Genomic DNA, 10,135 nt, shown 5'->3' with positions numbered 1-10,135 from the left:
CCGGCGAAGGGCGGCAGCCGCGCCTCAGCCGGCGGACTCGAGGATCCGGGTTGTCGGAGTCCCCTGCAGTGCCGGGGCCGCGGCGGGCGAATTCCAGACACGATCCTGCAGCTTGGCCAGCAGGGCTTCCGCCTGGACCCGCTGCCCGAAGTCGAGCTCCACCACTACGTACTGCGGATCGTCCACCGGCCGGCTGATGCGGTGCGCGGTAACCCCCGACTCCGCACGGTTGACGGGGTCACGGTCGAACGCTGTCTTCCACAAGTCGAAATCCTTGATCTTGTGCTCAATCTGCAAGGTGTACATCTCGAGTCCTCCTAACGTCTCTTCTGCGGCTGCGGGATATTCCACGGTAGGAGCCGCGGGCCGGCCCGCGGTATCCCAGATATCTGGGAGGCCGCCAGGGCCGCGCCGGGGTCCGGAGCGCCCTTGAGCCGGTCGATTCAGAAGGCGATGCCCAAGGTACATACTGATGTCATGACCACCAGCTGGGCGCTGAGCCGGAGTCTGGAACGCATCGGCAACCTCTGCCGGGACGTGCTGGATGACCATGAGCTGCGCCGGGGATTACTGGCTGAACTCGGAAGGACTGTGCCATTCAGCGCCTATGCCTGGCCCTTGTCAGACCCGGAGTCGGCCACCGGTATCTCGCCGATGGCCAGGATTCCCTGCCCGGAAGAACTGCCCGAACTGATCCGGCTTAAATACCTGACGGCGGATGCCCGCTGGACCTCCTTGATGGGTCAGCGCCGGCCGGCGACGACCCTGCTGCTGGCCACGGGAGGGCAGCCGGCGCGGAGCCGGCTCTGGAATGGGCTACTGAGGCGCTACGGCGTGACGGACGTGCTGTCCGTGGTATTCGCCGATAAACAAGGGTGCTGGGGCTGGCTCGACTTGTGGCGTGGCGACGATGAAGGCGCGTTTTCCGAGCCGGAGACCGATTTCCTGGCCACGGCGGCTCCGCTGGTGGCAGCAGGCCTGCGGCGGAGCCGGGCGGCACAATGGCGGCAGGGCGTCGACGTCGGTGCCGCGGCCCGGGCGGGCGTCGCTAAGCCCTTGCCGCCCCAGGCCGTGCTCGTCCTCGACGAGCGGCTCGCCGTGCGGGGCCAGACGGCTTCGGCCGCCGACTGGCTGGGGCTGCTGCAGCGCGGGCCCCGGCCCTACGAAGGGATCCCCGCCGAGGTCCTGAATGTCGCCGCCCAACTCCTGGCGGAGGAAGCCGGAGTGGACGACCACCCGGCGATGTCCCGCGTACCGGTGGGGCGCGGCGGCTGGGCTCTTTTGCGCTCCACCCGGATGGACCCCGGGACGGGGGCAACGCCTTCGCTCGCGGTGACCATCCAGGAATGCCCGGCGGCGGACCGGCTGGAAGCGTTCGCGCGCTGCTTTGCCCTGACGCCGCAGCAGCACCGGTTGCTGGGGCTCTCCGCGGGCGGCCTCAGTACCTCCGAGCTGGCAGCCGCACTGCAGATCCGCCCCTATACCGTGCAGGACCTTTTCAAGGCACTCTTCTTGGCCTGCGGTGTACGGAGCCGGGGCGCCCTGCTAGGGCTGGCCCTTGGAGCGGCGGCCGTGTCGCCTCCGGCTGCGGCAGCAGCTGACGGACAGTGATGACCAGGTGGGGCGCGCCTAGCCGCCGGCGAAGGGCGGCAGCACGTCGACGACGTCGTCCGGGCCCAGGACGGCGGCAGTATTACGGACAGCCACCTCGTTGAGCAGGAAGCTGGAGCGGGAGAGGATGCGTGCCAGCGGCGGCGTGCCGGCGGGCGGCTCTGGGCGTTCGACAGCGAGGACCGCCTCGACCAGGGTGGCCAGCGTGGCGCCGTCGGGCAGCTCGAACTTTTCCTCGTCCATGCCGGCGGCAGCGCGCGCGGCAGCGAAGTAGCGTACGTTCACGGGTGGTTCAGCCTCCGATGGCGCTCATGCTGCGGTCCGGCTGGACGAAGTCCGGGGCGTCCAGTCCGACGTGGTCCATGCCGTGGGCCTTGGGCTTGAGCCACATGGCATCCTGCCAGCGCTCGGCGAGCTGTGCGTCGCTGGCACCGCCGCGCAGCAGCCCCAGCAGGTCGGTCTCCTCGCGGGAGAAGAGGCAGCTCATGATCTTGCCCTCCGCGGTGATCCGGGTGCGGCGGCAGTCCGCGCAGAACGGTTCGGTGACCGAGGCGATGATCCCCACGGTGCCCAGCACCGGGCCGGTGGCTTGGTCCGTGCCCGGCACGCGGGCGCGGACTTCGAATCGCTCGGCCGGGGCACCGTCGCGCTCCCGCGGATCGGCGCTGAGCACGTAGTCGACGGAGAGCAGGTCCCGGATCTCCGCGGCCGTGATCATGTTCCGGCGGGTCCAGCCGTGGTCGGCGTCGAGCGGCATCTGTTCGATGAACCGCAGTTCGTAGCCGCGGCCCAGGGCCCAGGCGAGCAGCGCGGGGGACTCGGCGTCGTTGATGCCGCGCATCAGCACGGCGTTGAGCTTCACGGGCCCCAGGCCGGCGGCCCAGGCGGCGTCGACACCGGCGAGGACTCGGCCCAGGAACGGGCGCCGGGTCAGCTGGGTGAAGGTTTCCTCGTGCAGCGAGTCCAGGGAGACGTTGATCCGGGTCAGCCCGGCTGCCTTCAGCCCGGCGGCCTTCTTGTCCAGCCCGACGGCGTTCGTGGTCATCGAGATCGGCAGGTCCGGGTGCGCCTGGCGAAGGGCCGAAATGATATCCAGCAAGTCCGCCCTGACCAGTGGTTCGCCGCCGGTGAGCCGGAGTTCGCGGACCCCCAGCTGTTCGACGCCGATACGCACGATCCGCACGATTTCCTCCGCCGTCATGACGGCCTGCTTGGACAGCCATTCGAGGCCTTCGGCCGGCATGCAGTAGCTGCAGCGGAGGTTGCATTTGTCCGTCAGCGAGAGCCGCATGTCGGTGGCGCGGCGGCCGTACCGGTCCACCAGCCCGGGAGCCATTCCGGCCGGGCGCCCGGCCGGCTGCGGCGCCGGTACGTTCGGGCCGGGGCCGCTTTCCGCACGGGGCTGGGGCATGCCAAGCTGAACACTCATAAAGTCAGGCTACGCCACTGCGGGCCAGGCATCACGCCCCGGAGCCAACGAACTGACGCCTGCGAACTTATGCTGGAAGCGTGAACACGTCCCAGGCCGTTCCTTCTTCGGCCCCCAGCGGAACGCCGCAGCCCGCCCCGCGGCGCACCCTGTGGTGGGCCGCCGCTGCCGGGGTGGCCGCCGTCGGGGCCGGCGTCGTCCTGGGCGAACTCGCGGCCGGGCTGCTCAGCCCCTCGGTTTCGCCGGTCACGGCGGTCGGCGGCGCGGTGATCGACGCCGTCCCGCCGGGCGTCAAGGACTGGGCCATCTCGCTCTTCGGCACGGCCGACAAGCTGGCATTGCTCGGCGGGATGGCGCTGGTGATCGCGGCGCTGGCCGCACTGGCCGGGGTGCTGGAATGGCGCCGCCGCTTCGCCGGGCTGGCCGTGATCGCCGTCTTCGGCCTGGTGGGCGTCGCGGCCGTGCTGACCCGGGCCGAGGGGAGCGCCAATGCCGTTCCCGTCCCGCTGCTGGCCGCCGCGCTGGGCATGGTGCTGCTGCGGTGGCTAATCCGCCGGCTCAAGGACTGGTTCGACGCCGGCCCCGCAGCGGAAGGCCCCGCAGCGGAAGGCCCCGCTGAGGCAGGCGCCGCAGATGGCGAACCGGCCGAGGTCACCAGGCACGAACCGGCCGGCCGCCCTGCCCGCCGCCGCTTCCTGCAGTCCCTTGCGGTTACGGCGGCGATCGCGGGCGTGGGCGGGGTGCTTGCGTCTACGTTGCGCGGCGCGGCGGCGGCCGTCGTGGAGCTGCGCGGCAGGCTGGTCCTGCCCGGCCCGGCGTCCCGTGCGCAGCCGATACCCGCCGGAGCCGAGCTGTCCCTGGCGGGACTGGACCCCCTGGTCACCCCGAACAAGGACTTCTACCGGATCGACACCGCCCTGCGTGTCCCGCTCGTGGATCCGCACGAATGGAAGCTCAAAGTCACCGGCCTGGTGGACCACGAGATCGAGCTGGACTTCGACACCCTGCTGGCCAAGCCCCTGACCGAGCGGTACATCACCATCGCCTGCGTCTCCAACGAGGTGGGCGGTGACCTGATCGGCAACGCGCGCTGGCTCGGCTGGCCGGTCCGGGAACTGCTGGCGCAGGCCGGGCCGAAACCGGGAGCGGACATGGTGCTCTCCCGCAGCGCGGACGGCTGGACCGCCGGCACGCCGCTGGAGGTGCTCACGGACACCCGGGACGCACTGCTGGCGGTGGGCATGAACGGGGAGCCGCTGCCGCTCGAGCACGGCTTCCCGGTCCGGCTCGTCGTGCCGGGGCTCTACGGCTACGTCTCGGCGACCAAGTGGGTCACCGAACTGAAGATCACCCGGTTCGCGGACGACGTCGCCTACTGGACCCCGCGGGGCTGGAGCGAGCGCGGACCGATCAAGACATCGTCGCGGATCGACGTGCCGCGGGCCGGCCGGAGCGTGAACGCGGGGACGGTGGACTTCGGCGGCGTGGCCTGGGCCCAGCATCGCGGCATCGGCAAGGTGGAAGTGCGGGTGAACCGTGGTGAGTGGAAGCAGGCCGAACTGGCAGCCGCGATCTCCACAGACACCTGGCGCCAGTGGAAGCTCTCCCTGCCGCTGGGCCCGGGACAGTACGAGGTGCAGGTCCGCGCCACCGACCTCGACGGCGTCCCGCAGGCGGAGGAGCGCGCCCCGGTGGCGCCCAGCGGGGCCACCGGCTACCACACCGTTACAGTGGACGTGAAGTCCTAGCCAGCCGAGCCAAAGGTCAACAACGTATGCGCCGCACCGCCAACAGGCCCGTAACCGTGGAAGCCCACCGGGACAAGGTCCGGGCGCTGCTGGCGCCGCTCTCCGCCCGCGTCGACACCGTGCCGCTCCGGGAGGCGCTGGGCCGCGGACTGGCCCTCGGGATCACTGCCCCGCTGGACCTCCCGCCGTTCGCCAACTCGCAGATGGACGGCTTTGCCATCCGCAGCGCCGACGTGCCCGACGGCGGCGCCGAACTGCGCGTCGCGGATCCCGTCCCGGCCGGCGCACAGCCCGCCGGACTGGCCCCCGGCACAGCCGCGCCCATCATGACCGGGGCCATGATCCCGGCCGGGGCAGACGCCGTCGTGCCCATTGAGCAGGCCGTTCCGGATTCCTTCCCCGCCCCCGGGGAAGCCGCCACCGTCCGCCTGCCCGCGACCCCGGCGGGTACCTTCGTCCGCGACGCCGGCAGCGACATTGCCGCCGGGCAGCCAGCCCTGGCCGCCGGAACCTTCCTGGGCCCCGGCCAGCTGGGACTGCTGGCCGCGTTGGGCCTGAGCCAGGTGCCGGTGCACGCCGTTCCGAGGGTCCTGCTGGTGACGACCGGCGATGAGGTGGTGGAACCGGGCAACCCGCTGCAGCCCGGCAAGATCTACGACGCGAACGGCACCTTGCTCGAGTCCGCCCTCCGCCAGGCCGGCCTCCACGTCACCCGCACCGGCATCTCCGCCGACAACCCCGAGGAGCTGGCATCCCTGCTGCGCCGGCACGCGGCCGAGGTGGATCTGATCATTACCACCGGGGGAGTCAGCAAGGGAGCGTACGAGGTGGTCCGGCAGGCACTGGCGGGCCACGACGTCGAGTTCGGCGGCGTGGCAATGCAGCCGGGCGGCCCGCAGGGCATCGGCACCTTCGAGGGCGTGCCGGTCCTCGGCTTCCCGGGGAACCCGGTGAGCTGCCTCGTCTCCTTCGAAATGTTCCTGCGGCCCGTGCTGGCCGAACTGTTCGGCTCGCCGGCGCCGCGGACCGTGGTCCGGGCCCGGCTGGCCGAAGCACTGACTTCCCCCGAGTCCAAGCACCAGGTCCGGCGTGGCACCCTCGGCGCGGACGGCACCGTCCGCTTGGAAGGCGGCGCGGGATCCCATCTGGTGCACGCCCTGGCACACTCCAATGCCCTCGTTCAGCTTCCGGTGGGAACCGCGGCGCTCGCCGAGGGCGACGAGGTGGAAGTATGGATGCTGTGAACGAAGCAGATACCCCAGACAAGCCCGTGCTGACCCATCTCCGGCAGGACGGCACCGCGCAGATGGTCGACGTGTCCAACAAGGCCGAGACCACGCGGGAGGCCACCGCCACCGCCACGGTCAACAGCACCGCGGAGGTCCTGGCCCTGCTCGGTGCAGGTGAATTGCCCAAGGGGGATGCGCTGGCCGTCGCGCGGGTCGCCGGAATCCTGGCTGCCAAGAAGACCCCGGACCTGATTCCGCTCTGCCACCCGCTGCCGATCACCAAGGTGACCGTCGATTTTGAGCTCGCAGCCGAGTCCGTCACCGTGTTCGCCACGGTCAAGACCCGCGGTGTGACCGGGGTGGAGATGGAAGCCCTCACCGCTGTCTCCGTGGCGGCCCTGAGCGTGTACGACATGATCAAGGCCGTGGACAAGCATGCAGTCCTGACGGACATCAAGGTGCTGGCCAAAAGCGGCGGCAAGAGCGGGGACTGGACACTGTGAGCAGCACCGAACCGCACCGCCACGGCGAAGCCACCGGCCGGAAGGCCGGCATCGTGATCGCCTCCACCCGCGCCGCGGCCGGGATCTATGAAGATCTCACCGGCCCCGTCATCGTCGACTGGCTGACCGAACACGGCTTCGAGCCGTTTCCCGCGCTGGTAGTTCCCGACGGCGAGCCCGTCGGTGCAGCCCTGCGGGCGCTGCTGACCCAGCACCCCGCCGTCATCATCACCAGCGGGGGCACCGGCCTCAGCCCCACCGACGCCACCCCGGAACAGACACTGCCGCTGCTGGACCGGGAGATCCCCGGCATCATGGAAGGCCTGCGGAGCGCGGGCACGGCCAAGACGCCCACCGCCATGCTGAGCCGCGGCCACGCCGGCGCCGCCGGCAGCACCTTCATCGTCAACCTCCCCGGATCCCCGAAGGGCGTCATGGACGGCCTGGGCGTGCTGGACCCGATCATCGGACACCTCTGCGACCAGCTGGAAGGCAGCCATGGACACTGAATCCGCCTTTGAAATCGTGCACGCCGTCCTCAGCGCCGAGCCCATCTCGGTGGACCAGGCCATCGCGGCGGTCGAATCGGACACGGCCGGCGCCGTGGTGAGCTTCAGCGGCGTCGTCCGCAACCACGACGGCGGCAAGCCCGTGCAGCGGCTCAGCTACAGCGCCCATCCCACGGCACACCAGGTGCTGGCCGACGTCGTCGCGCAACTCGTCGCCGAGCAGTCGGCGGCCGGGGCGGGCCAGCCCGGCCAGCCGGGCCAGCCGGTCCGGATCTGGGCCGCGCACCGGACCGGCCCGCTGGAGATCGGCGATCCCGCCCTGGTCTGCGCCGTCTCCGCGGCGCACCGCGGACAAGCCTTCGCGGTCTGCGCCGAACTGGTGGACCGGATCAAGGAGCAGGTTCCGATCTGGAAGGAACAATTCTTCGCCGACGGCACCGTCGAGTGGGTGGGCGCGGGCGGGTAGGAGCCGCGGTCGGGGCGGGTAATGCACGGGTCCCGGTTCCAGCCGGGAAGCGCCACGGCGGTAGGGTTGATGCCATGACCGAACAACTCGCCGTCGCCGTCCTGGGCGCCAACGGGCGCATGGGCGCCGAGGCCGTCAAAGCCGTGGAAACCGCCGAAGACTTGAAGCTCGTCGCCGCCCTGGGCCGCGGCGACTCCCTCGACGCCCTGGTGGACTCCGGCGCCCGCATCGTGATCGACCTGACCGTGCCCGAGAGCACCGAAGCGAACGTCCGCTTCGCCGTCGAACACGGCATGCACGCCGTGGTCGGCACCACCGGCTGGGACGCGGAACGGCTGGCACGGCTGGAAGCGAACCTCGCGGGCCAGCCCGGCGTTGGCGTCCTCATCGCCCCGAACTTCGCCCTCGGCTCGGTCCTGGCGTCCGCGTTCGCCGCGAAGGCGTCCCGCTATTTCGAATCGGTTGAAATCATTGAACTGCACCACCCGGAGAAGGTGGACGCCCCCTCCGGCACCGCCGTCCGCACCGCCCAGCTGATCGCCGCCGAGCGCGCCGGCGCCGGCGTCGCGTCCAGCCCGGATGCCACCACCAGCGAACGCCCTGGCGCGCGCGGCTGCGAGGTCGACGGCGTCCGCGTCCACAGCGTCCGGCTGCGCGGCCTCGTGGCGCACCAGGAGGTCCTGCTGGGCGGGCCGGGGGAGCAGTTGACCTTTCGCCACGACTCCTTCGACCGTGCCTCCTTCATGCCCGGCGTCCTGCTGGGGGTGCGCAACGTCGCGGCGCACCCGGGGCTCACCGTAGGCCTGGACGGCTACCTGGATCTGGGCCTCTGATGGCCAGCCTCCTGGCGTCCTTCAAAGCCAACCGCACCAAGATCTGGGTGGGCGCGGTGACGCTCCTGCTGGTGTTCTACCTGGTGGTGTCCCTGCAGCGCTCGGTGCTGCTGCTTTCCGATTCGAACATGGTGGCGAAGGCCCTCGGTCTGGCCTATCTGCTGCTGCCGATCGTCGGGGCCTGGGCGCTGGTACGGGAGCTCTTGTTCGGGGCCCGGACCGAGCGGCTGGCCAAGATCCTGGAAGCCGAAGGCGGCCTGCCGGAGGACACCCTGCCGCGCACGCCTGCCGGCCGGATCATCCGCGAGGCGGCGGATCTGGAGTTCGAGAAATACCGGGCGGAAGCCGAGGCCGCCCCGGGGGACTGGCGCTCCTGGTTCCGGCTCAGCTGCGCCTACGACGCCGCGGGGGACCGCAAGCGCGCCCGCGCCTCGATGCGCGACGCCGTCCGCCTCTTCCGCGCCGGGTCACCGGACACCGGCGCCTAGCCGGGCGGACCTTGGCGGGTCGCTATCGGCCGGCGGACGACGGCGGCTAGCCGTTTCCCGGGCCTAGCGTGACCGTGCCCAGCGGCCGCGGCCCAGCTGGTTCGCGGCGTGGCCCACCCATTCCAGCGGTCCGCGCCAGGCTTGTGCCGCGAAAACGCCGCCAATGACCAGCGCGGCGACCGCCTGGGCCAAGTAAACGCCTTCCGTGCTCCACCCGGCGGGTAGTGGGTGTCCGTACAGGGACGCCATCAGGCACACATGCGCCGTATACAGACTCAGGGTCAGGGCGCCGGCGCCGCGGAGCGGGAGCAGCGGGTCCAACTGCACCCAGTCGGCGAGCCGTGCCAGCAGCAGGCAGAAACCCACCACCGCGGCGGCGACCCCAGAGGTGTGCAGCAGGTCCAGCGTGGTGCCGGAATGCGGGGCGCTCGACGCCAGCCACCAGACGGAACCAGACTGGTCGATGCCCGCGAGGTTCACCTGCAGCAGGCTCGCCAGCGGATAGGCCGGATCGCCCACCTTCTCCTGCAGCGCCGCCCTGCCGCCCCAGTCCTCCATCAGCACCACGCTCAGCCACTTGGCGAGAACCGCGGCGATGGTTCCGGCGGCCAGCAGCAGCCAGGGAACGGCCGCCTTGGCCAGCGCCAGCCGACCGATCGCCAGGCCGATCAGCAGGTAGGCGAGCCATTGCAGCACAGGGTAGTACCCGGTCAGGAACACGTCGCCGAGCAGCCGCGCCGGAGTGGCCAGATCCTCCCAGCCGGGGTTGTGGCCGAGCCGGAGGGGCGGTTCGGCGGACAACAGCCATGGCCGCAGGAGATAGGCCAGGACCGGGGTTGCCAGCAGCCAGGCCGCCGCCAGGGCCCAGAGGCGTTTCGCGCGGAGGCCGACGAACGGCAGCACACAGAGAAACAGCAGGGCGTAGTTGACCAGGATGACCGCGATGTTGACCTCCAGGCCGCCGAGGGAAAGCCCGACGGCGCCCACGACGAGTGCCCGGAGCGCTATGCCGCGGCGGGCCGCCCATAACTCCACGCCCTCCAGCGGGCGCTCCTTTCCGGTGGACAGCGCCAGGCCGATCCCCGCGAGCACGGCAAAGAGTGCGGCCGCGCGGCCGGAGAACGTGAGGCCGATCCAGGTCGGGGTGAGCTGCGGATCGGTTTCGAAGGTGGGGAGCACGTGGGTCGCCATCATGCCCAGCAGCGCCAGCCCCCGGGCTGCGTCGACGCCGGTAAGCCGGGGCGCCGCCGCCTTGGCACTGGCGGTCCTTGAAGTCGTAGCCATACCGCGCGAGGTCATCTTCTGATCGTCTCATGTAC

12 protein-coding genes are annotated in these 10,135 nt (G+C 71.0%); 8 read left to right on the top strand and 4 right to left on the bottom strand.

The genetic code is table 11. The features are described 5' to 3' along the window. Nucleotides 1-24: 24 nt before the first annotated feature. Complete coding sequence (locus AC1DH3_RS16220) at nt 25-306, bottom strand: hypothetical protein (protein ID WP_476909761.1); 282 nt, start codon at nt 304-306, stop codon at nt 25-27. A 171-nt stretch (nt 307-477) separates the two neighbouring features. On the opposite strand from AC1DH3_RS16220, the gene AC1DH3_RS16215 reads away from it, so the two are divergent. Next, nucleotides 478-1,611, top strand: coding sequence for a helix-turn-helix transcriptional regulator (locus AC1DH3_RS16215; RefSeq protein ID WP_476909760.1), 1,134 nt, complete (start codon nt 478-480; stop codon nt 1,609-1,611). A gap of 18 nt (nt 1,612-1,629) precedes the next feature. Here the strand turns inward: AC1DH3_RS16215 and AC1DH3_RS16210 are convergent, their stop codons facing one another. Together AC1DH3_RS16210 and moaA are read right to left on the bottom strand one after the other, a co-directional pair. After that, entirely contained in the window at nt 1,630-1,896 is a 267-nt protein-coding gene (locus AC1DH3_RS16210; RefSeq protein WP_441419387.1) for a MoaD/ThiS family protein, read from the bottom strand. A 7-nt stretch (nt 1,897-1,903) separates the two neighbouring features. Continuing rightward, nucleotides 1,904-3,040, bottom strand: coding sequence for a GTP 3',8-cyclase MoaA (gene moaA / locus AC1DH3_RS16205; protein ID WP_441419388.1), 1,137 nt, complete (start codon nt 3,038-3,040; stop codon nt 1,904-1,906). Nucleotides 3,041-3,189: 149 nt separating this feature from the next. Between moaA and AC1DH3_RS16200 the strand changes: the two genes are divergently transcribed. The 7 genes from AC1DH3_RS16200 to AC1DH3_RS16170 all read left to right on the top strand — a co-directional run bounded on the left by AC1DH3_RS16200 (nt 3,190) and on the right by AC1DH3_RS16170 (nt 8,816). Further along, entirely contained in the window at nt 3,190-4,788 is a 1,599-nt protein-coding gene (locus tag AC1DH3_RS16200) for a molybdopterin-dependent oxidoreductase (protein ID WP_476909774.1), read from the top strand. A gap of 26 nt (nt 4,789-4,814) precedes the next feature. Continuing rightward, complete coding sequence (locus AC1DH3_RS16195) at nt 4,815-6,032, top strand: molybdopterin molybdotransferase MoeA (protein WP_476909759.1); 1,218 nt, start codon at nt 4,815-4,817, stop codon at nt 6,030-6,032. Further along, nucleotides 6,020-6,520 carry a cyclic pyranopterin monophosphate synthase MoaC gene (moaC, locus tag AC1DH3_RS16190; RefSeq protein ID WP_441419390.1) on the top strand — a complete coding sequence of 167 codons (501 nt, stop codon included), beginning with the start codon at nt 6,020-6,022 and terminating at the stop codon, nt 6,518-6,520. The genes AC1DH3_RS16195 and moaC overlap by 13 nt, the downstream gene beginning before the upstream one ends. Beyond that, nucleotides 6,517-7,029, top strand: a complete 513-nt coding sequence (locus AC1DH3_RS16185; RefSeq protein ID WP_476909758.1) for a MogA/MoaB family molybdenum cofactor biosynthesis protein — start codon at nt 6,517-6,519, stop codon at nt 7,027-7,029. The genes moaC and AC1DH3_RS16185 overlap by 4 nt, the downstream gene beginning before the upstream one ends. Next, complete coding sequence (locus AC1DH3_RS16180) at nt 7,019-7,495, top strand: molybdenum cofactor biosynthesis protein MoaE (protein ID WP_476909757.1); 477 nt, start codon at nt 7,019-7,021, stop codon at nt 7,493-7,495. Before AC1DH3_RS16185 ends, AC1DH3_RS16180 begins: the two co-directional genes overlap by 11 nt. A 74-nt stretch (nt 7,496-7,569) precedes the next feature. Continuing rightward, on the top strand, nt 7,570-8,328 hold the full coding sequence (gene dapB / locus AC1DH3_RS16175) for a 4-hydroxy-tetrahydrodipicolinate reductase (RefSeq protein ID WP_441419393.1): 759 nt from the start codon (nt 7,570-7,572) through the stop codon (nt 8,326-8,328). Next, the gene (locus tag AC1DH3_RS16170) at nt 8,328-8,816 is read left to right on the top strand and encodes a hypothetical protein (protein ID WP_476909756.1); all 489 of its coding nucleotides are present in this window, start codon (nt 8,328-8,330) and stop codon (nt 8,814-8,816) included. The genes dapB and AC1DH3_RS16170 overlap by 1 nt, the downstream gene beginning before the upstream one ends. 63 nt (nt 8,817-8,879) lie before the next feature. On the opposite strand, the gene AC1DH3_RS16165 is transcribed toward AC1DH3_RS16170, so the two are convergent. Continuing rightward, a complete protein-coding gene (locus AC1DH3_RS16165; RefSeq protein WP_476909755.1) occupies nt 8,880-10,115 on the bottom strand; it encodes a heparan-alpha-glucosaminide N-acetyltransferase domain-containing protein in 1,236 nt (411 codons plus the stop codon). Nucleotides 10,116-10,135 lie beyond the last annotated feature (20 nt).

Source organism: Arthrobacter sp. 05L428, from assembly GCF_056397665.1.
This window is presented reverse-complemented; position numbering and strand designations above follow the sequence as displayed.

Bases quoted from the DNA above. Each gene is read 5' to 3' on its own strand.
- AC1DH3_RS16220 (WP_476909761.1), bottom strand. From the start codon at position 306: ATGTACACCTTGCAGATTGAGCACAAGATCAAGGATTTCGACTTGTGG.
- AC1DH3_RS16215 (WP_476909760.1), top strand. From the start codon at position 478: ATGACCACCAGCTGGGCGCTGAGCCGGAGTCTGGAACGCATCGGCAAC.
- moaA (WP_441419388.1), bottom strand. From the start codon at position 3,040: ATGAGTGTTCAGCTTGGCATGCCCCAGCCCCGTGCGGAAAGCGGCCCC.
- AC1DH3_RS16195 (WP_476909759.1), top strand. From the start codon at position 4,815: ATGCGCCGCACCGCCAACAGGCCCGTAACCGTGGAAGCCCACCGGGAC.
- moaC (WP_441419390.1), top strand. From the start codon at position 6,020: ATGGATGCTGTGAACGAAGCAGATACCCCAGACAAGCCCGTGCTGACC.
- AC1DH3_RS16180 (WP_476909757.1), top strand. From the start codon at position 7,019: ATGGACACTGAATCCGCCTTTGAAATCGTGCACGCCGTCCTCAGCGCC.
- dapB (WP_441419393.1), top strand. From the start codon at position 7,570: ATGACCGAACAACTCGCCGTCGCCGTCCTGGGCGCCAACGGGCGCATG.
- AC1DH3_RS16170 (WP_476909756.1), top strand. From the start codon at position 8,328: ATGGCCAGCCTCCTGGCGTCCTTCAAAGCCAACCGCACCAAGATCTGG.
- AC1DH3_RS16165 (WP_476909755.1), bottom strand. From the start codon at position 10,115: ATGACCTCGCGCGGTATGGCTACGACTTCAAGGACCGCCAGTGCCAAG.